Below are 21,956 nucleotides of genomic sequence, written 5' to 3' on the forward strand. Positions count from 1 at the left end.
AGGCTTCTCTTAATTTTTCTTTTTCGACTTAAATATTTCTAATTTATCAGTCTTAATAAAAGCTTCTTTCCCATTTTCACCTTTTAGCTTTACCGTAAAAAAGCTAAACGCCTCATTCACTTTTATGACTAATTCTGCTTTGGTACTTTTGGGATTATCTCCAAAAACACTGTTAAAAGCGTCAAAGCTGGATTTTTCGTCCAAGTTACATGCTGCTCCGTATCTATTATTATCTTTATCTAATACTGACATTGAGATTGAACCTGGGATTGTTCTAAAATCATAGTCTGACAAAGGATTTTTTGCAGCATCAAATTGTTCTTTTTCGCCATTTATCATAGTAATCCCAACATCTCTTAGCGGGTTTAATTTTGCATTTTCCGGGAGTTCAAAAACAGCTTTCCAACTAAACCTTGTTCTATAAACATCCCATAAACCCAATGGTATAGGCTTTCCTTTGTTTTCTTCCTGTATCTTTTTTGGAATAATCTGTTCTCTTGTATGTATCATTTCCAAATAATCTTTACGCCAAAATCGGTTTTCATGGCTGTCGAGCTTAGCAATTTCTGATTCCGGAATGGTTACTTTTTTACCCTGATACCTCCCTATTTCTTTTTGCCACCCAATTCCTGCCACCCAAACAACGACCACTCCTCCGGGTGCCATACCTACAGAAATAACATCGTAGTTTAAATGTTGTCCTTTTCCGCTCGCTCCTTTTATTTCAAATCCTTTGCTAAAATATTTTCTTATCATTGCGGTATCAATATCGGCATCTATCTGGTAAAACTGATTTTCCATATAAGACATCCAGATAAAATCTAACCGCTTTGGCAAGCTTTTGAAGCCGTTGCTCATACCATTATTAATGGATCCCCAACCATGATTTCCAGGTACTATCCCAAAACTTAATCCTACCCATTCTCCGCCTTCACACTCTATTCCTCCTTTGTATACTTCCATAGGATATCCTAAGGGGGCAGAAGTTCCTTCGGTCCATTCGTATTTTGTCATAGTTTTAGTTTTTTGATGTTCTTTCTTTTCCTGACACGAGATCTGGGTGAAAAATAAAAAGCTTAACAGGTATTTTATTATTTTATTCATTATTAATATCTTACAACCTTAAAAAAATTACGGATCATTACTCCTACATCGCTAATAAAGATGAAAAAAGGGAAATCAGCGATTTTTTCAGCATCCTTATCCTTTGTTCACTTTAGCATCTATTTTACCCAGCATTTTGGCTACCCCTGAACTCTGCAGTAAAATATCTCCGTTTTTCGCTTTATGAGTAGTTGTTGAAGTGGTTTCTTTAAGATCACCTGTCACATTGATCGTTTTATTTTCATTGACCGTCTGCTTATAGTTTTTTGAGGAAAACTTATGATCATTGATAATATTAACGGCATTATCATTTCCTACGCTTGTTTTCATATCCTTCCCTACATTGATCGCCAGGTCTTCTCCTACATTAAAGGTCATATTCTTAGGAGCAGTAACGGTAATATTTCCTTTTCCATCCATAAAATAGTTGTTCCCACTTGGGTCTATAATGTTTACACTTCCTTCGGTATCATTCATTAAGATTCGGATTCCGCTTCTGGTTTGTATTGATTTCAAATGGTTATCTACCCCGCCTCCCAAAGCAGTATCTCCATGAAACATTCCTCCCATTACGAAAGGACGGTCCGGATGGTGATGAACAAAACCTACCATTACCTGATCTCCCACCTCTGGTATTGCTACATATCCTCTGTTTTGAGTGATTTGATCTGTACCTCCCGCATCTGGGGACATCATTCTGATAAAATTGGTTGTATCATGCAGCTGCCAGTCGAATCTTACGGTAATCCTGCCCTGCCCCAGCGGATCAGTATTAGAAATTACTGTGGCGATCTGCGGCTGTGCAATGGGCATGGTAAAATCGGGGGTTGGAATATATCCCGTGTCTGAAGCAATAGCCTCAAATCTTCCTGTGTAACGACCCAGAGTATCCACTTCATGGATTACTTCCGTCATCATTAGTTTGGTGAAATAAGCGGTTTTATTGGTATCAGTTCTCCGCATATTGATATCAGCAACACATCCGGGATATAAAAACGGAATAGTAGTTCCTCCGGAAACCGTAAAAACCTCTACAGCCTTGCTGCCGGCAGTACTCGTTTGGGAAATGACTACATCCATATCGGTTGCTGCTTTCATAGGAGCGACCTGCAATGAAGGCGTTTTGAATATTCCTTCATTATTTTTATAAGCGGTTTGGGCAAGGTTGCCGACATGTTTTATAGGAGTCTCTCCGGAAATCAGTTTCGTATTGGAGCTGCTGTTATATCCGTAAAAATGGGGCTTGATGTGTACAGCTTTCAATTCTACGCTCACATCAGAAACATTGCTTCCGTATATTAATTCAAGGGATTTATTCTGAGGGGGCATATTCCCGAAATGCAGTATTTCACCGTCATAGTAAAACTGCTCGCCATAGGCTTCTGCCATTCTGCAGAGGTAATTGTAGTGGGTCTCATTATACTGGGCGCTGTAGAGAATCTGGGAGGATGCTTTTGCATTCACCTTTACATCAAACTTACTGCTTTCTATCCCCTGCTTGATAACCTCCTCAGCAATGATGCCCATATTGACCGGTTTATCACCGCCAAAACTTTGAGTATGCAGCGCGGCATCCAATAAAATAGTAGGACTGTACCCTTTCAGTACGATATTTCCAAGATTATGATTCTCCTGGCTGAATCCTACTTTTGTAATGACTCCTACAAAGGTCCTTTCTGGGCTTCCTTCAACGTTTTTATATTTAAAAACAACAGTTAATCGTTTTCCTAAAAACTGCTGAGCCTCTTCCAGATCATGATTTTGTACTCCGTCTAGAGTATCATGGGCTAATGTAAGTTCAAAATTATGGTGTTTCTTTACGCTTTGCTGTAAACGGAAATGCTTGAAGTGCTTTATCATCTTGCCTTCAATCACAATATCCAGTTTCACCACACGGTTGATTCCAGGAATATGATTCTCCGAAATCTTCTCGGAATTCGAAATGTTTTTATTCATATTATGCAGAGTGTTTGGTGATCGTTTTAATTTGAAAAAAATCTAAAAATAAATGGCTTCCCTATAAAGTTATCAATTTTTCACAATATAAAATTCACATGATCAGCTTTATTTTTTAATCTTAGTGTAATCATCATTCCTTAATTATAGGAAACAATCATTGACGAAAAAACAGAATAGCGATCCTTATGACGGATGTACCATTCTGTTTTTATAGGTGGGAATGTTAAAGGATTTTATCCCTGAGATCCAGGCCAAGCTCCGTCATAAGATGAATTTCCAAGCTCGATCTGTTCTGCACTTATAACAAAACTGATGTACATACTGTTTTCATCTACAGCATCGAAATCTACTTCATGCTGAATTACATACCCGTTTGTCCATTTCAATGTCGTTAAAGTACCTTCTTCGTGGGATTTATTGAAAGTTACCTCTCCTACTGTAGGTTTGTATTTTCCGTTCAATAAACTTTCAAGGATATCAGATTTTTCAGTAGCTTCTACTGTAATTTTGATAAGAGCATTGGAAGGATCTGATGCTACACGTCCTGATACGTCAGTAGCTCTTGATACGCTGTAGTTCAGTTTTAACAGCTTTTGTCCTTCGCCGTTGTTGAATTTTAAGATTCCTCTTGAATTTCTTTCTGCCATGATGGTAAATTTTAATCGTTAAATATTTATGATTTGATGTTTGTTATATCACCAAATTTAGAAGTATTGATCATAACAAAATAAAATTTAAGCATAAATCTGAAAAAGTGTAGTACTTTTACGACTAACACTTGTTAGGTGAAATACAGGCTGTAAATCAAAACATTACCATTCACAAAGCAAAAAGCCGAGCTATTAAAATAGAGAAAAAACTCCCTATTTTTCAAACAAGGAGGTGATTTTATTCACAAGAATACTGTTACAATTTTTAGGCTAAATTCACTCCAAAAACACGTCCTACAAGAGCTGTAATTCCCATGGCAACGGTTCCCCAGAAACAAATTCTTAACACCGCTATTTTAATACTGGAGCCTCCTGCTTTGGCAGAAACAGCTCCTAAAAGCATTAAAAATATGATTGAAAATCCATATTGAAAGTACACCATCTGTTTAATAGGAGCCAAAAGAGAAACAGTAAACGGCAATAATGCTCCCACTGCAAATGAACCGAACGAAGCCATTGCTGCCTGTAAAGGTTTTGCCTGTGTGATTTCATTAATTCCCAATTCATCGCGGGCATGCGCTCCCAATGCATCATGTTCTGTAAGTTCAATGGCCACCTGCATAGCGGTTTCTTTGGTACAGCCCCGTTTCTCGTATACTTTGGCAAGTTCCTTAAGCTCAATTTCCGGCATTTGTTCAAGCTCATATTTTTCACGAAGCAGATCTGCTTTCTCCGTGTCTTCCTGTGAGCTTACAGAAACATATTCACCTGCTGCCATAGACATTGCTCCGGCAATCATACCTGCCAGTGCGGCAAGAATAATGATATGACGTTCCGGAGCTGCCGCAGCAACCCCGATAACAATACTTGTGGTAGACAATAGCCCGTCATTCGCGCCCAGTACAGCCGCCCGAAGCCAGCCTATCCTGTTTACATAATGCTTCTCCAGCTGATGATGCATAACTTTTGTTTTGGTAATAGGCTAAAGTTACCAAATGTTTCATCAAGAATCATTTTAAATTAATGGTGTTTTTACCGCTTTAGCTTATAGCCGATACAGGATATTCGTTTTTGAATCTGATAAAATCTTCTAATGAATATTCAGGGCATGCTCCTTCCTGTGAGGTAATAAATGCTCCGAGAGAAACTGCCTGAGTCATCATTTCATGAACTGTGCTTCCTTTTTCTAATTTTTTGGAAAGAAATCCTGCTAAGAATGAATCTCCGCTCCCCACCGTATCTTTTACTGTAACTGGTATGGTAGGATACAGATAAAAATCATCACCATGAGCGTATAAGGCACCTTTACTTCCTTTTGAGACCATAATTTCCTTAAGATCAAACTTATCCTGCAGATATTTTATGCTGTCTTCTTCGGTGGTATAATCTTTTCCTAAAAAATCCAGCATCATTCGCATTTCTGCTTTATTGAATTTGGCAAGATGTGTTTTGTGAAGTAAATCTTTTATCATTCCGACCTCATAATAAGGTTCTCTGAGGTTGATATCAAAAACATTATAATCGCTGAGTTCAAGCAATTGGAATAATGTGTTTCTGGATTTTTCATTTCGGGCTGCCAATGTTCCGAATACGAAAGCATCTGTTGTTTTGAGGATCTCCTGGTTTTTCAAGGTTGTCTCAATAAAATCCCATGCTACCCCCTCCACAATATCATAATGAGCATCATTATTTTCATCTACTGTCGCAATTACTGTACTGGTGGGATATTCCGTATTGATCTGAACATAATCTGCAGGAATATTCCAGTTGTTCATTTTATCCAAAAGGTCATGCCCGAGCTGATCATTACCAACACTGCTTATCATATTGACCTCTACCCCCATTTTGGAAAGGTGATAAGCTACATTAAAAGGGGCACCTCCCATTCTTCGCTGTTCTCCCGGAAAAATATCCCAGAGAACTTCACCGAAACAGACTGCTTTATTTTTTTTATGTTCCATTATATAAAAGTAATTAAATGTATTGAGTTTTTAAAAGGTTAAGTAATTTGAATTTCCTTGCTTCAGAATGAATAAGCCTGCACAGAGAACTGAAGAAATGCATTATTATTGACCGGATTCCACATTCCCCAAATCCCGATGGGAATTTTATAGCCTTCAATGGTAAAGCTTTTTGAAATGATAAGGCTTATTTCATTGAACCCTGATTCTTTAGCAAAGAAATTATTCTTTTCACCATGGCTGTCTAAAGTAAAAGCATAGCCTATTCTTCCTCTTACTTCAAGATCATTCTTTCTGTACACTGGATATTCTCCCGAAACAAAAGACGAATATTTATTTTCTGTATTTTCATTGTTTCTGTCTCTTCCGAAAACCACAGTATTCCAACTGAGCACCAGAGGAAATCTATCGCTTATGGTATAGTAAGATCTTAGGTCCCAAAAACGTCCGGTTTCTTTCGCTGAATAGTTAAAAAATTCCTTATTGTTATAGGTCGCACCGGGTGAAAAGTTATAAATATCCCATAATTCCAGTGTAAGATGCTTGTTTTTGTATCCTATATAGTTATTGAATTCTTTATAGGAGCCATCAAAATTGCCACCCGCCCAGAATCCGGCATAAAAGTTCTTATAATCAAGATGCAGGTCTCCGGTGTAAATAAATCCTGCAGAGACTTCAATTCCGCGCCACAAATGGCTGTTCCGAAGTTGCAACGCAGAATGCAGTTCCTGCGCACCTAAACAAGTTCCTATAACGGAAGAAAAAAGCAATAAGTAGTTTTTTAACATGATTCAAGTGTTTTTTAAGGCAGTAAGTATCCTGTATCCAGCAATAGTCTACAGGATAATTACATTGATTAAAAGAAAATATATGATTAGTGAATAAGGTCTTTTTCTCTTATACGTGATCCAAAAAGAGCATAAGTAAGCATGAGCAGTTCGCAAATTACCGTAAGCCACCACGTCCATCTCCACGAGCCTAAAATATCTGCCAAACCTCCCTGAATAAGGGTAAATACCGCTCCACCAAATACGGCAGAAATAAAAATACCGGACGCTTTTGAAGTGTACTTGTTCAATCCTTTTATGGAAAGCGTGTAAATACAGCTCCACATGGATGAATGCAGAAGACCGATGGCGACAAGAAACCATAGATTTTGAGTAACCATAGACGTTACCGCAAGCACTGTGGCCAATATTGTGGTGGTTATCAACTGATTTCTTGCAGAAATATTACTGAAGAAACTGGATACTGCTCTTCCTACAAGAAAACCTCCCCAATAGAGTGTAGATAATAGGGCATGAATTCCCAGATCCATTCCTCCTACAATGATATCTGTTTTTCCGAAAAATGTAATAGGATGACCGGAATCTACCAGTTCAAAAGCATACAGATTAATATTAGCGCCTATGGCAACTTCGGTTCCTACATAAAAAAAGATAGCCACCACTCCCAATACAAAATGCCTGAATGACCAGACGCTCCTGTCGAGCTTTTCCTCTCCTACGGCCCTTGTATGAGCAAGATCAGGAAGGTTAAGCCTTTTAGTAATTATCATCACGGTAAGTATACAGATGATGAGTACAGAAAGCGGAAGCAGCAACTGTCTGATTTCTATGTTTTCAATGGAAATTCCGCTGAACATGACTACCGTGACAAAAAAGGGTGCAGAAGTAGTTCCGATAGAGTTGATCGCTGTCAGAATATTCAGGCGCTGTACAGGCTGTGTTCCTTTCAGTTCGTATGAAGCTGCATAAGGATTTACAACTACCTGAATGATGGCCGCTGAGGTCCCCATTAAATAAGAACCAATAACAAAAACGATAAATCCAACAGGAATAACGGCATCTTTTATACTGAATTTCAGATCGGGATAATGATCCCCAACCCATGATGAACACAGATACATGAAAAGACCGGAAATCATAAAGAAAAGCCCTCGTAAAATCGTATTTTTATATCCAAAGGCATTTACCCATCTACTTCCCAGTGTTCCATTCAGAAGATATCCTAAAAAGAAAAAAAAGGAAATCAAAGTAGTAAATGTGTTTTTAAGACTGCCTGCATGGCTCAGAAAAGTAAATTTCAGAGGTGCCTGCAGCTGTTCATTCACTGTAGTTAGAAAACCTACAATAAAATAGATAAACGTAATGATCGCAAACGGCAGTATAGGATTGTTTGTCTTATTGTCTGAAGAGGTTATACCTGGATTGATCTGCATGGCCTAGTTATTTTATGATTGATTGTAAAACCGAGGCGGTTCCTGAATTTTTTATGTCTTCTACAAAACTGTTGTATAATTTTATGAACTGTTCAGAGTTTTTTAACTGAACTCCTTTAAAAGCTGACAATTCCAGGAAGTCCTGTGGATTTTCACTGGCAATAAGCTTCTTGTCGGTCTCCATAATCCAGGGTTCTGCTGTTTCAAAAGTATTTCCCTGATCATCTGTTTTATATTTAAGATAATGTCTGTAGGAAGCGATAAGAAAAGCCGGTCTGGTAAGGTCTTTCGCTCCTTTTATCATTTTATCAAGATTAGGGACGATATATACCGGGAATTTTGAAATTCCGTCGAAACACAAACGGCTTACCTGATCACTTACACTATGATTGGCAAATCTTTCGATCAGTGTTTGTTTATATTTTTCCAGGTCTGTATTTTCTGGGGCAGGAACAAAAGGGGTAATGTCTGTATCCATAAAATCTCTGATGAATTTCACAAGATTTTCATCTTCCATTGCCTGATCCACTTTACGGTAGCCCATTAAGAATGCCGGATACGATAATAAGGTATGGGAAGCATTCAGCAGGCTTAATTTCATATTTTCAAATGCGGTTACATCATCCGTGAATTCTACGCCTACTCTTTCCCATGCCGGTCGTCCTGCGATAAAATTATCTTCTATCACCCACTGTGTAAAGTCTTCACAATATACAGGAGCGCGGTCATCTGTACCATTCCGTTTATTTAATCTTTTAATATCTTCCGGAGTTGTGGCTGGTGTAATACGATCCACCATACTATTTGGGAAGGTTACATTTTCCTTTACCCATGCTGCCAGTTCTGCATCCTGCGCTTCTATAAATGATGTAAAAGCTCTTTTTGCTGTATTTCCGTTATGCTGAAGATTATCACATGAAAGTAGAGTCAATGCAGCTTCATTTTGTGTTTTTCTCTGGCGCAATCCTTCTGCAACAAAGCCAAAAACAGTTTCAGGAATGGAAGGATTCTTCAGATCATGCTGGATTTTTTCATCATCAAGTACAAATTCTCCGGTCTCTTTATCAAGATTATAACCTCCTTCTGTAATTGTCAACGTGATGATTTTAATAGAGGGGTCTGCTATTTTCGCGATCACAGCCTCCGGATCTTCTATTCCCCAGATCAGCTCCTTTAAAGAGCCTATTTTATAAACCTCATCTTTTCCATTTCTTCCGCAAACAGTAAGAGAATACTGAAGATTCTGAGCTCTTAAATTCTTTACGGTTTTTTCATCTGACGGCAGGAGACATACTCCACAAATTCCCCAATCTCCCTGTCCTTCTTCATTGAGCAGCATATTGGTATAAAACTGCTGGTGAGCTCTGTGAAAGTTTCCTACTCCGATATGTAAAATTCCTGTGCGGATTTTCGATACATCATAATTGTAATAAATCATACTCATAAACATAAAATTGTTATCATATTAACCAATTCGTTAAAACTATATTAACAAATGATTAACAGGATACTTTTTTTACAAAATTCAAATTGGGAACGTTCCCAAAAATCAGGGAACGTTCCCAATTGACTATTTTTTTATTATTTTTAGCCAAAAAACAAGGCTGATGAGACGTATTACGATTAAAGATCTGTCCAAATTTTTGTCATTATCTACCTCTACCATCTCCAGAGCGCTGCTTCATGATAAAAATGTGAATGAAGAAACAAGAAAAAGGGTGTTGGATGCAGCGGAAAAATTGGGCTATAAACCTAACCTTACAGCTTTGAATTTACAATCCGGACAATCCCGGACAATAGGGTTTGTGGTACCGGAAATGATTACTCCTTTTTCCTCGAGTGTTCTGAAAGGAATTCAGAATATTCTTTATCCGCTGGGGTACCGTATTATCATCACTCAGTCTGATGAAGATCCTCTTATAGAAAGGAAAAACCTTCAGCTTATGGAAGAATTTAATGTGGATGCCATTATTATTAATCTCTGTCATGAAACCCACAATAATGATCTCTATCAAAACATTATGGATCAGGGAACTCCTTTAATATTCTTTGACAGAATTCCTCACAAGTCTCTGGATGTATCGAAGGTAATTATTGATGATTCTATTAAAGCTTCATTGATGGTGGAATACTTGATAAAGACAGGAAGAAAAAGAATTGTCCATATTATGGGGCCTTCCACGATCCGAAATGCTGTAGAAAGAGTAAACGGTTATAAACGCATTCTCATGAAATACAATATTTTTGACGAAAATCTGATTATTCAGACGGATGGAATGACTTTCGAACATGGAAAAAAAGCAGTTAAGCAGCTATTAAATAAGAATATAGAGTTTGACAGTATTTTTGCTTTTAGTGATACCTTAGCCATGGGAGCGATGAATTTTCTTCTTGAACAAAAAGTAAGAATACCTGAGGAAGTAGCTATAGCAAGCTTTTCGGGCACGGAGTTATCATCTATGGTATATCCTCAGCTGACCAGCGTACAGCAGCCATTGGAAAAAATGGGTGAAGAAGCTGCAAAACTGGCATTGGAAAAAATAAAAAACAGCACAGCCCCAAGCCAATCTATTCTGATGGATGCAGAATTGGTTTATAGGGCTTCTACCTAAGTGAATTTACATTTGGGGTATCATGGTTTTACTACAAATACACCATGATGAATTACACAGAAATATTCGTAACCCATTAAAATTCAGTTAATAAATTTTCAAGACTATACCATCCTGTTCAGAAAATCCTATTTTCTTATCTTTGCGGCAATGAATTTATTATATATCAACTGGGACGTTAATCCCGAAATCGTCAATATTTTAGGACTTCCTATAAAATATTACGGCTTGCTTTTCCTTGCCGGACTTGTTTTATCATTAAATATTTTAAAAAGAATTTATAAAAAAGAAGGGCTTAGTTCACAGGCCCACGAAGCTTTATTCTCCTATGCGCTTATAGGAATTCTGGTGGGAGCCAGGTTGGGACATTGTCTTTTTTATGATTTCGATTATTACTCCCAGCATCCGATTGAGGTATTTTTACCCATTCAGAAAGGCGCAGATGGAATCTATCATTTTACCGGGTTTGCAGGACTTGCCAGCCACGGTGGTGGTATCGGATTGGTCATTATGCTTCTTTTGTATGCGAGAAAATTTTCTATCCCGTTTATGACGGTATTGGATGCGATAGCCATTGTACTTCCTTTAGCTGGTACTTTTATCAGGCTGGCGAACCTTATGAATTCTGAAATCATTGGAATTCCTACAGATGTTCCATGGGCGTTTGTATTTCGCCAGGTGGATGATCTTCCGAGACATCCTGCACAGCTCTATGAAGCCATCTCTTATGCTGTTATCTTCTTCATTATTTACTTTATTTACAAGAAAAATATTTTCAAAATCGGAAGAGGATTTTATTTCGGTATTAGTATTTTATTAATCTTCATCATGAGAATCCTGATTGAATTCATCAAAGTAGACCAGGTAGAATTCGAACACGGAATGAGCCTGAATATGGGCCAGCTTCTCAGCATTCCTTTTGTTCTTCTTGGATTATTCTTTATTATCAAAAGTATATTGGAAAAAGGAAAGGTTAAAACCACTTAATTTTCTTATCCCTTCAAAAATAAAAACTCACTGAAAATAGCTTTCAGTGAGTTTCTTTTTATTCTATCTTACAATATATTATCTGGTTGTATATCCTCCATTGGCAAAGATCGTCTGCCCTGTGATCCACCATCCGTCTGTTACCAGGAATTCTATCAGCGGAGCAATATCTTTGATATCCGTAAGCCCTCCTAATGCTGATGCTGATTTATGATAAGCCACGGCATCATCACTTTCCTGTCCGTAGAAGAAAGGGGTATCCATTGGACCCGGCGCTACTGCAGTCACAGAAATTCCTCTTGCTCCAAATTCTTTGGAAGCAGCTCTTGTAAAATGCTCTACCGGCGCTTTGGCTCCTGCGTAGGTGGAATATAATCCGGTATAAGCTGCCAGCAATGAAGTAACAATCGTACAGATTTTCCCTTGATCGTTCAGTTTTTTACCGGCTTCCTGCAAAAAGAAGTAGGCTGATTTTGAATTGACATTGAACATCGTGTCATATTCTTCTTCCGTAGTCTCTGCAAATGGCTTTTTCAATACCATTCCTACTGTATTGATGGCAATATCCACGCCTCCGAAACGGGAAATTGTTTCATCAAAGAACTTCGTGATATTATCTACTTTGGTAAGGTCTCCCTGAAACAAAAATGCTTCTGCACCTAATGCCTGTACCTCAGCAAGTGTTTTTTCACTTTCTGCCTTAGAGCTTTCACTGTTATAATGGATCGCCAGCTTTGCTCCTTTTGCAGCAAAATCTCTGCTTAATAATCCTCCCAGGTTTTTACCTCCTCCGGCAATCAAAACTACTTTTCCTTTTACATTTTGTGTTGACATTCTTCTTATTTTTAAATGTTTATGAGACAAAGATGGATAATAAAAGTCATCTCAACATGGTGAAATTTTCGGAAATTCCATTAAAACTAAAAATAAATAGGGTCCTTATTTTTAATTCATCTGTATAAATTGAAACAAAAAACATTTATATTTTTAAATAAACAGTATTTTTTCAATAGAGGACTATTTACCAAACAGATACGGCTTGAGACATTCCTTTTTTATTAAACACAGGGATATAATTCCCAAACCCGCATTAATTTTAGGCATAACATTTGATACGTACCCATCCGTATTATACACCACTTCATTTTTATAATATATTTTTTTATAATCCTCAGCTTTCTGGGGATTTTTTTATAGGCTGACTCAATTTTTTTTAGGCTCTTAGGCTCAGAGCGTAAAACGTACTCCAAAACCATTTCTGATAATCAATCATTTAAAACCGGATTATTCATTTTATTGTTGTATATTTGTACATTATTAACTAAGTCATCACTTTGTTTTCTGTAACGACCTGAATATTTTTATTCAGTCTTTGCTTTCTGAGCAGTCATATTTTTAACTTTTATTTTTCTATTAAGAACAATACTTGTCGGAATTGTAAAGCTCTGTATGATTGGAAAACTCCAAAACAGGAAACATCGGCAGGCTTTATAAGGTCTACAACGGACCAGATTGAACCAATTAATTTATAGAAACTAAATACTAAAAATAATTTATGGCAGATTCTTTTTCTAAAAAGGAAAATTTCAAGAAAAAAATTCAAAAGCAAAAAGAAAAGGCGCTAAGACGCGAAGATCGTAAGACGAACAACAACAAAGGAGCGGAGGATGTCTTCATGTATGTAGATGAATTCGGAAGATTAACTTCTACTCCACCTGAACAAAGACAGGAAGTAAACCTTGATGATATTCAATTGGGAGCAGCTCCTATTATTGAGGAAGATCCAAGAAAAACTGGGATTGTTACCTTCCTTAGTGAAAAAGGGTATGGCTTCATCACTGAAGACAATAGCAAAGAAAATATCTTCTTCCACAACAACAACTGTGTGGAGCCGGTAAAAAAAGGAAACAAAGTATCTTTCGAAAAAGAGAAGTCTCCTAAAGGATTTTCAGCTGTTGAAATCCAGATTGTTAAATAATATTTACATCTAAATGATTCTGCCTATAAAGCAGGATTGTTTTAAGAAACATAGAAAGAGACTGTCCTAAAGGCAGTCTCTTTTTTGTTGATATACCTTACCATTCCAAAAATACGCAGAACTTGATTACAGTGTAAGAGGTAAAATAAAAGAAGCCATCTAAAAAGACAGCTTCTTTCATCGTAAAAAAAAGTAAAAAATTAATCCAGTTTCCCTCCCAGTGCTTTAAACAGCAGGACGTTATTTCTGGTATTCTGGTGCTGGAACTGTAATAGATCCAGTTCAGCAGTAAGTTTGCTCTTTTGAGAGTTGATCAGTTCAAAATAATTGGCGTATCCTGTCAGATACAGATCATTGGAAACCTCTACCCCGCGGTCAAGAAAACCTACTTCTTCTGATTTCAGTTTCAAAACACGTTCATAGATCTTTGTCTGTTTCAAAATAGACTGAAGTTCGTTAAAAGCAGTTGTAATACTTTTCTGATAGTTTAAAAAAGCAATCTCCTGCTCCGTGCTTGCTACTTTAAATTCATATTTCAGCTGTCCTTTATTGAAAACAGGAACCATTAATCCTCCCAACAACTGCCCTGCCAGTGAACTTGGCTTGAAGAATGTTTCTATAGAAAAAGAATTCATTCCAAAGCCGGCACCAAGGTCAATTTTGGGATAAAAAGCAGCTCTTGCAGCCTTTGCATCAGCCTGAGAAGCTTCCAATACATAATAATTTGCGGCTACATCCGGTCTGGAGTGAATCACATTTTCTACATTAATGGTTTTATTTAAGACCTCCATATTAGTAGACATCAGTATTTTCCCGCGTTTCACATCTCCGCCGTAACTTCCTGTTAAAGTAGTGATCGCCTGTTCTACCGTAACGATTTCTACTCTTATGTGCTCAATCTCTGCGAGCCAGTTGTTGTTCTGAGCCTTAAACTGCTGTACTGCCAATTCCGTAGCTTTTCCCACTTCACGTTGCGCCAGAACAATCTCAAAAGCCCTTTGCTGAAGCTTATAATTCTTCTGATAAATAGCAAGACGATTGTCTAAGGCTACCAACTGATAATACAGGTTTGCAATATCCGTGAAAAGCTCTACCTGCAATAGTCTCAATCCTTCCGTGGAAGCCAGAAATTTCTTCTGGGCAGCCATCTTTTTATTTTTCAGTTTGCCCCAGGCGTCAATTTCCCAGCTGCTTCTTGCTCCCAGCCAATAATTTGGGGTAAAATCCCTGTTGATTTTCTGGTTTTCTGTAATATTAGGTGAAAGATTGGTATCATAATTCCCAACCCCTTCCATCGTATACTTTCCATATCGGTTACCTGAAGCTTCTACTCCTACTTCAAGGGAAGGCAGCAGATCCATCTTTGATCTTTGAAGGAAACTGTTGGCAATTTCTACTCTCTGCTGGGCAATCTGGAAATCCGGATTAGCCTGAACCACTTTATCAAAAAGTTCAAGCAGATATGGGTCTGTAAAATATGCCTTCAGATTGATCTGCTGGAATTCATCCGGGTTTTTATTTTTATCCGTTTTGATCATTTCATCAGGGAATTCCTGAGCTTTTTTCAACGCTGTTACTTGGGGAACAGCACATGAAACCAGGCTCAATACTGCAATCCCATACACTATATATCTATGATTTAATCTTTTCATTTTTCTTCTTATTTTCAAGTTTTGCAAAGAATATATACAGTCCCGGAATCACAACTAATCCGAAGATAGTCCCAATCAGCATTCCTCCTGCTGCCGCTGTACCAATAGAACGGTTACCAATTGCACCAGCTCCTGACGCGATACACAACGGAATAAGTCCTGCTACGAATGCGAAAGAGGTCATCAGAATCGGTCGAAGACGCTGTCTCGCTCCTTCAATCGCTGACGAAATGATATCAAATCCCTGTTTGTTTCTTGCCACCGCAAATTCTACGATCAGAATAGCATTTTTGGCGAGAAGACCAATCAACATGACCAATGCCACCTGTGCATAAATATTATTATCCAGCCCTGCCAGCACCAGTGCGATATAAGAACCGAAGATTCCCATCGGAAGGCTTAATAATACAGGCATCGGAAGGAGGAAACTCTCGTATTGTGCCGCTAATAAAAGATATACGAATAAAAGACAGATCAGAAAGATATAAACGGTCTGGTTTCCTGATAAAATCTCCTCTCTGGTCATCCCCGACCATTCAATATCGAATCCTCTCGGAAGTGTCTCTTTGGCTACACGTTCTACAGCTGCAATAGCATCTCCGGAACTGTAACCGTCAGCAGGTTCTCCGTTGATCATGGCAGACATGTACATATTGTACCTCGTCAGCACTTCAGGTCCGTACACTTTTTCAATAGTGATGAATGTTGAAAACGGAACCATTTCTCCTTTGTCATTCTTTAAATATAGATTCAGAATACTTTCAGGGGTATCTCTGTGCTCAGGACTTGCCTGTACCATCACTTTATACATCTGACTGAAGCGAATAAAATTGGTGGCATAATACGATCCCAGCATGGTCTGTAATGTAGACATTGCATTATCTACTGATACTCCTTTCTTCGCTGCCATATCATAATCTACATTGATCATATACTGCGGGAAAGTAGCATCAAAACTGGTAAAACTGTTCTGCAGCTCAGGAGTCTCATTCAGCTTTTTAACAAAATTCTTGGTAATTTTATCTGTATTCTCGATGGTTCCTCCGGTTCTGTCGAGCAAACGCAGTTCAAAACCACTGGTATTCCCAAATCCGGGAACCGTTGGCGGTGCAAAGATCTCAATCTGGGCATCTGCAATACTTTTTGTTTTTTCTGAAAGGTCTGCAATCAGATCGTTCACTGAAATATCTCTTTCTTTCCAGTCTTTAAGGTTGATCATTGCCATTCCATAAGATGAGCCTGCGATTTCCGTTACAATGCTGTAGCCGGCCAGCGTGGTCACGTTTTCTACTCCTTTAATTTTCTTCGCAATACCTGTCACTTCATCCAGCACTTTTTCTGTTCTTTCTACCGTTGCCCCTTGTGGAGTGGTTACACTTACATACACCATTCCCTGGTCTTCCATTGGAATAAACCCTGTTGGCAGGAATTTACTGGTCACAAAAGTCAGTCCGACAAATAAAAACAACAGTCCAAAAGTAACCGTAGTTCTAGTCGCGAATTTTGATAAAATATCTACGTACCCATTAGTCAGTCTTTCAAATCCTGTATTGAAACTCTGGAAAGCCCTGTCTATGATTGTTTTCTTCTTCTGATGATTATGAGGTTTTAAAATAATCGCACAAAGCGCCGGAGTAAGCGTCAATGCATTCACCCCTGAAATTACAATACTGATGGCCAGCGTTAATGAAAACTGACGGTAGAATACTCCTACCGGGCCATCAAGAAATGCTACAGGAATAAATACGGCAGACATTACGATGGTAATAGCCACTACCGCTCCTGCAATTTCTTTAGTGGCACTGATAGTCGCATCCATTGCATTCATGCCTTCTTCCATTTTAACATGGACGGCTTCAACGACGACAATCGCATTATCGACGACAATTCCGATGGCAAGAACCAGGGCAAAAAGCGTCAGAAGGTTTACTGAGAAATCAAGCATATTCATGAAAGCAAACGTTCCTACCAATGCTACCGGAACTGCCAGTACAGGAATCAATGTGGAGCGCCAGTCCTGAAGGAAGATAAACACTACGATTCCTACCAGAATAAAGGCTTCAATAAGAGTCGTGAGTACTGCACTGATGGAAGCATCCAGGAATCTGGAGACATCATAAGCCATATTGTACTCCATTCCGGGAGGGAAGGAAGTGACTTTTAATTCATCCATTTTTGCTTTTACGCTTTCAATTACTTCGGAAGCATTGGAACCGGGACGCTGCTTCATCATGATGGATGCAGAAGGCCTTCCGTCTGTTTTGGAAACCATTCCGTAGTTCATCGCTCCGAATTCTACTTTAGCAATATCCTTCAACTTTAAGATCGTCCCGTCAACATCAGATCTGATGGGAATTTCCTCGTATTGCTTAGGCTCAAAAAACTTCCCTTTATATTTGATCACATATTGAAGCTGGCTGGACGTTTTTCCGGATGTTTCTCCTACTTTTCCAGGTGCTGCCGAAATATTTTGTTTTTGCAATGAAGCAATCACTTCGTCTGCCGAAATATTGTAAGCCGCCATTTTCTGCGGATCCAGCCATACTCTCATCGAGTACTCTTTCTGGCCCATGATCTCAGCACGTCCTACTCCATCAATACGTTTTAGCTCCTGAAGAACATTAATATCTGTAAAGTTATAGATGAACTGTTCATCCTGGCTCGGATCTGTACTCGTGATGTTGAGGTACATCAGCATACTGTTTACCTCTTTTTCAGTGGTAACTCCGGCCCTGATTACCTCTTCGGGAAGCTCATCAAGGATTGTTGTCACTCTGTTCTGAACGTTTACCGCTGCTACATCAGGATCTACTCCTACTTCAAAGAAAACCTGAATAAGGGTAAGACCGTCATTTGATGTTACTGTAGACATATACGTCATCCCTGGCACTCCATTGATGGCACGTTCCAGAGGAAGGGCTACAGCATTGGCAGACACTTCAGCATTGGCACCGGTATATTTCGCCGTAACAGTTACTGACGGTGGTACGATATCGGGAAACTGGGTAATTGGCATCTTCAGTAACGCCATAATTCCCAGCAGGACAAATAATATGGAAATAACCAACGAAAGAACCTTTCGTCTTATAAACATTTCTACCATAGTAAATTGATTTAAAGATTATGAAAGGTTAATACTTCTTTTTGATTTTGATAATATCACCATCCTTTAAAGACTGAGTTCCTTCATAAATGATTAAATCTCCTTTTTTAAGACCACTTTCTACGATATAAGAATCTCTCAGTGTGGCCCCGATCTTAATGTTGGTCATTTTCACTTTATTCTGCTTATCCACTGTAAAAGCGTAGGTCTTATCCTGGATAGAGAAAGTAGATTTTTGTGGAATAAGGATCGCATTAGCCTGATGTTCGGAAATAATAAGCTTCCCCGAAGTACCGTGTTTGATCAGACGGTCCGGATTCGGGAAAAGCACTTTATAACGAATAGAACCTGTCGCCCTGTCGATTTCCCCTTCTGCAGTTTTTAAAGCTCCGTTGAACTGATAATTGACGCCATTAGGCAGCGTAAGTTCGATCTTTTGATGACTTCCAATCTTATCATCAGCTAAAAGCTCAAAATATAAGTTTTCAGGAATCGAGAAGTATGCATAGACTTCATTCAATTGAGACAGTGTGGTCAATAGGATTCCATTTTCCACTAAACTTCCGTCCTTAAGAGGAATTACGTCAATGACCCCATCAAAAGGTGCTGTGATTCTCGTAAAGCTTATTTTCTGGAGAACAGTTTGTTTTTCTGCATCAGCAAAGGCATGTTTTGCTTTCGCGGAAGAGAGCTTTGCCTTTACCAGTTCCAGTTCGTTGTTGGCTACAAATTTTTTAGCATGAAGACTCTGAATCTGCTTCAGTTCCACTTCTGCAATACGTACATCTGCTTCGGTTTGCTTTAATGCCGCATTTGCCTTCAAAAGTTCCATCTGCAGCTCGGCATCATTGATTTTAAATAAAGCCTGCCCCTGATGTACAAATTGTCCCTCGTTCACATAGATATGCTGTATAATGCCTCCGATTCTGGATCGCATTTCAACATTCTTTTTAGCCTGGATATCGGTGACAAACTGGTTGCTCACCAATGTATCTTTTTCTTTGATTTCCAGTACGGGAACTTCTTTTTCTTTTGGGCTGTTTTTTTCCTTGTCTTTACTGCATGACACAGCGAATAATGTTGCAAGAATGCAAATTATTACGTTTTTAAAATACATTTATAAATGTTTAAGTTATAAGATTTCCGTTAAAATGATTTGGTTTTCAGAAACTTAAACTTAGTACAACTGGAGGAGATGGAGAAAGGACTTAACTCCGCAAATAGTGGATAGAGCAATCTTCGGAAGGGTAATTTTCGGGATCACTTTTAAAATCCCTGAAAAATCCGAAGTTGAATGGTCGTTTTTTCTGGCTAATTGTTTTACAATTTTGGAAACAGAAGGCAACGCATGCGTGTTCATGTCTGCTTCTTCGTAAACATCCAGAACATGAATGTTATTTACAGGAGGAATATGAGGAATATTATGCAGCGATTTTTCTGCCCAATTCGAATTGAAAAGGGTAAAAACCAGTATAATATAAAATAAGAAAAATGACCTCAGACCTGCCATGTCAATCAGAACACATTAGTTTTTCAGTAAAAAACGATAATCCCGCAAAAATAGCGATTTTTACTGGGAATTCAGGTCGTTGAACTGTTAAAAAAACTTAAAGAATGGATGAATAACTCTACCAATTGGTATTTGGATTCCTACGGAATGACAAAGAGAATGCGAAGTCTATTGATGCATTCTGTTATCCCGAAGGCATCTAGCTAGAATCGTTAAAAGTTTTGGCTAAAGCCAATAGGATTTTGGTTATCGTTTTTAAACGGGCTAAAGCCCGTTTCTATTGAATTATTAAAACAACTTACTCAGGACCCTGAAACGGTAATCGAAGATATATTCCAGTTTTTTTCTGATGAAAACGCGATGTGCAATTTCGCCTAAAAATCCCATTGGAAGTTCATAGTCTATGGTATCTCTCATCAGAACACCTTCTTCGTTGGGAATAAATTCATGATGATGATTCCACAATTTGTACGGACCTTTTTTCTGGAAATCGATGAAACTTTTCTGAAAGTCAACGTGGATGATCTCGGTCTGCCATTTCATTTTAATTCCGAATAACGGAGAAACGTAATAATCAATGATCATTCCTTCATAGATTTCATCATCTTCCATTTCCGTCAATACAATAAAGCCCATGTCTTTCGGGGTAATTTCTGAAAGGTTATTGGCTGAAGAAAAGAATTTCCAGGCGGTTTCTATATCACAGTTGAGCTGCTGTTCACGGAAAAGCGTATGTTTCATAGGATGAAATCAGTTTACATAATGATTATGAAACAAATGTATGACAAAGATTTAATTATAGATCCACATCAGTACAGGTTTTCCGGATTTCTGAATCATCGGATCTATTTCTTTCATTGCATTGTTGGAAACCGTAGGACATCCCCAGCCTTCGGGTGAACCTTTGGGAAATACTTCAGTATCGCTCATCATATTCCATGAATGAAAGACAATAAATCTTTTTAACGCATTGCTATTGGTTTCTTCAAGGCCGTGCATCAGGTATTTTATATTAATTCCCCAGTCACTGTAGCCTCTTCCTTCGAGTTTATATTTTCCCAGAGATGAAAGGTGGCTTCCATCTTCGTTACTGAATCCCGGATTTGCTTTAGAATTATCTTTACTCCATGAATTGGAGCCACAACCATGCCCTACGAGATATTCTTTTGATATCTTATTATTTTTAAAATCCCAGACAAAAAAGCGCTTAATTCCGGAATGAAGGCTCATATCAATCAGAATACAAAAATCACGGTTAAGATTTTTTGAAGTACAGAATTTCAAGGCTTCTTCCGCTTTTATTTTCAGCTTGGAAAGCTCGACTTCAGGTTTCTTTTCTGCAACGATGGGTGCTTCAACAATGTTTCTTATATTATCTTTTTTCTCCTGAGAGCAGGAACAAATCCAAAAAACGACAAACAAAAGGCCTATTTTCTTCATTCTTATTTATAGTGCTGAAAGATTCCGAAATCTGTAGGAGTCCAAAGTGCGGCTTTTTGTCCGGCAGCTTTTAAAGCATTATTTGACCAGGTATTGCAAGTGTAAAGAAAGCTGTAAGTGCCTCTAGCATCGTAAAAGGCATCATTATCACTGTATACAGCATTTGTAGGGATCAGGATAAAGCTTCCGTTTTGGTCTCTGTCAAATTTATCTTCTACAAATTTCACCAAATTCTGATACTGGCTTCTGCTGATCATGATCATTTTACAGTCATCCCCTTCTTTCATCGTATTGTAATAAGTACAATGCATGGCAGAATCGCTTAACCAGAATGCAGCTTTCACGGCTGTTGAAAATTTCAGGTCAGCCCAGGTCGGAGTATCAAGATAAAAACCTTTGTCGCCCCATCCTATTCCTATATATTGATAATCTGTCTTTTTGGATTTTATATTGGCAAAAGGAATTTTCTGGGCCCAGTCCTGCAAATCGTTTTTCACAGGCATAACGATGTCGGTATGCACCCCGTTGGTATAAATATAGATTGGAATTTCTTTCTTCTGCCCATCATCTTTAGCTGAGACCGGAATATAGGGAATCAATAACCCAAGGATTACATAAATAACTACAATTCCCAAAATAATTCCTACCACTTTGAGGAGATACAATAATATCGTTTTCACAGTCATGTTTTAATAAAATTTAATCTATAATTTTCCGTAAAAGTATTTGTTTTAATCGAAAAAAAGGCTATATTTAGTTACGAAATATTCACAAATATG

At 38.2% G+C, this 21,956-nt stretch carries 19 protein-coding genes; 3 read left to right on the top strand and 16 right to left on the bottom strand.

Going from position 1 to position 21,956, the window contains the following annotated elements; translation table 11 throughout:
- Positions 1 to 9: 9 nt before the first annotated feature.
- The 8 genes from DBR39_RS00990 to DBR39_RS01025 all read right to left on the bottom strand — a co-directional run bounded on the left by DBR39_RS00990 (position 10) and on the right by DBR39_RS01025 (position 9,339).
- On the bottom strand, positions 10 to 1,104 hold the full coding sequence (locus DBR39_RS00990) for a DUF2931 family protein (protein WP_124530457.1): 1,095 nt from the start codon (positions 1,102 to 1,104) through the stop codon (positions 10 to 12).
- A 96-nt stretch (positions 1,105 to 1,200) separates the two neighbouring features.
- Entirely contained in the window at positions 1,201 to 3,060 is a 1,860-nt protein-coding gene (locus tag DBR39_RS00995) for a type VI secretion system Vgr family protein (protein WP_124530458.1), read from the bottom strand.
- 236 nt (positions 3,061 to 3,296) lie between these two features.
- A complete protein-coding gene (gene tssD / locus DBR39_RS01000; protein ID WP_105702924.1) occupies positions 3,297 to 3,710 on the bottom strand; it encodes a type VI secretion system tube protein TssD in 414 nt (137 codons plus the stop codon).
- A gap of 268 nt (positions 3,711 to 3,978) precedes the next feature.
- Positions 3,979 to 4,674 carry a VIT family protein gene (locus DBR39_RS01005; RefSeq protein ID WP_124530459.1) on the bottom strand — a complete coding sequence of 232 codons (696 nt, stop codon included), beginning with the start codon at positions 4,672 to 4,674 and terminating at the stop codon, positions 3,979 to 3,981.
- A 79-nt stretch (positions 4,675 to 4,753) separates the two neighbouring features.
- A complete protein-coding gene (locus DBR39_RS01010) occupies positions 4,754 to 5,674 on the bottom strand; it encodes a carbohydrate kinase family protein (RefSeq protein ID WP_124530460.1) in 921 nt (306 codons plus the stop codon).
- 62 nt (positions 5,675 to 5,736) lie between these two features.
- Entirely contained in the window at positions 5,737 to 6,462 is a 726-nt protein-coding gene (locus DBR39_RS01015; protein ID WP_124530461.1) for a hypothetical protein, read from the bottom strand.
- 86 nt (positions 6,463 to 6,548) lie between these two features.
- A complete protein-coding gene (locus DBR39_RS01020) occupies positions 6,549 to 7,895 on the bottom strand; it encodes an MFS transporter (protein ID WP_124530462.1) in 1,347 nt (448 codons plus the stop codon).
- A gap of 7 nt (positions 7,896 to 7,902) precedes the next feature.
- Positions 7,903 to 9,339 (bottom strand): mannitol dehydrogenase family protein, encoded by a 1,437-nt coding sequence (locus DBR39_RS01025; RefSeq protein WP_124530463.1) that lies wholly within the window; start codon positions 9,337 to 9,339, stop codon positions 7,903 to 7,905.
- A gap of 163 nt (positions 9,340 to 9,502) precedes the next feature.
- Between DBR39_RS01025 and DBR39_RS01030 the strand changes: the two genes are divergently transcribed.
- Complete coding sequence (locus DBR39_RS01030; protein WP_124530464.1) at positions 9,503 to 10,507, top strand: LacI family DNA-binding transcriptional regulator; 1,005 nt, start codon at positions 9,503 to 9,505, stop codon at positions 10,505 to 10,507.
- A gap of 150 nt (positions 10,508 to 10,657) precedes the next feature.
- Positions 10,658 to 11,494, top strand: coding sequence for a prolipoprotein diacylglyceryl transferase (gene lgt, locus DBR39_RS01035; protein WP_124530465.1), 837 nt, complete (start codon positions 10,658 to 10,660; stop codon positions 11,492 to 11,494).
- Positions 11,495 to 11,572: 78 nt separating this feature from the next.
- On the opposite strand, the gene DBR39_RS01040 is transcribed toward lgt, so the two are convergent.
- Entirely contained in the window at positions 11,573 to 12,328 is a 756-nt protein-coding gene (locus tag DBR39_RS01040; protein ID WP_124530466.1) for an SDR family oxidoreductase, read from the bottom strand.
- A 721-nt stretch (positions 12,329 to 13,049) separates the two neighbouring features.
- Between DBR39_RS01040 and DBR39_RS01045 the strand changes: the two genes are divergently transcribed.
- Positions 13,050 to 13,472 (top strand): cold shock domain-containing protein, encoded by a 423-nt coding sequence (locus tag DBR39_RS01045; protein ID WP_109738810.1) that lies wholly within the window; start codon positions 13,050 to 13,052, stop codon positions 13,470 to 13,472.
- Positions 13,473 to 13,672: 200 nt separating this feature from the next.
- Here the strand turns inward: DBR39_RS01045 and DBR39_RS01050 are convergent, their stop codons facing one another.
- From DBR39_RS01050 to DBR39_RS01080, 7 genes are all read right to left on the bottom strand, one after another.
- A complete protein-coding gene (locus tag DBR39_RS01050; RefSeq protein WP_124530467.1) occupies positions 13,673 to 15,124 on the bottom strand; it encodes a TolC family protein in 1,452 nt (483 codons plus the stop codon).
- Positions 15,105 to 18,227 (bottom strand): efflux RND transporter permease subunit, encoded by a 3,123-nt coding sequence (locus DBR39_RS01055; RefSeq protein WP_124530468.1) that lies wholly within the window; start codon positions 18,225 to 18,227, stop codon positions 15,105 to 15,107. Before DBR39_RS01055 ends, DBR39_RS01050 begins: the two co-directional genes overlap by 20 nt.
- A gap of 28 nt (positions 18,228 to 18,255) precedes the next feature.
- A complete protein-coding gene (locus DBR39_RS01060; RefSeq protein WP_124530469.1) occupies positions 18,256 to 19,344 on the bottom strand; it encodes an efflux RND transporter periplasmic adaptor subunit in 1,089 nt (362 codons plus the stop codon).
- Positions 19,345 to 19,404: 60 nt separating this feature from the next.
- Positions 19,405 to 19,737: a hypothetical protein gene (locus DBR39_RS01065; RefSeq protein ID WP_124530470.1), complete on the bottom strand. Its 333-nt coding sequence runs from the start codon at positions 19,735 to 19,737 to the stop codon at positions 19,405 to 19,407.
- A gap of 288 nt (positions 19,738 to 20,025) precedes the next feature.
- Complete coding sequence (locus DBR39_RS01070; protein ID WP_124530471.1) at positions 20,026 to 20,478, bottom strand: SRPBCC family protein; 453 nt, start codon at positions 20,476 to 20,478, stop codon at positions 20,026 to 20,028.
- A gap of 51 nt (positions 20,479 to 20,529) precedes the next feature.
- On the bottom strand, positions 20,530 to 21,177 hold the full coding sequence (locus DBR39_RS01075; RefSeq protein ID WP_124530472.1) for a murein L,D-transpeptidase catalytic domain-containing protein: 648 nt from the start codon (positions 21,175 to 21,177) through the stop codon (positions 20,530 to 20,532).
- Positions 21,178 to 21,179: 2 nt separating this feature from the next.
- Entirely contained in the window at positions 21,180 to 21,863 is a 684-nt protein-coding gene (locus DBR39_RS01080) for a TIGR02117 family protein (protein ID WP_124530473.1), read from the bottom strand.
- Between the last annotated feature and the right edge of the window lie 93 nt (positions 21,864 to 21,956).

Source organism: Chryseobacterium sp. KBW03, from assembly GCF_003852415.1.
GTDB lineage: Bacteria > Bacteroidota > Bacteroidia > Flavobacteriales > Weeksellaceae > Chryseobacterium > Chryseobacterium viscerum.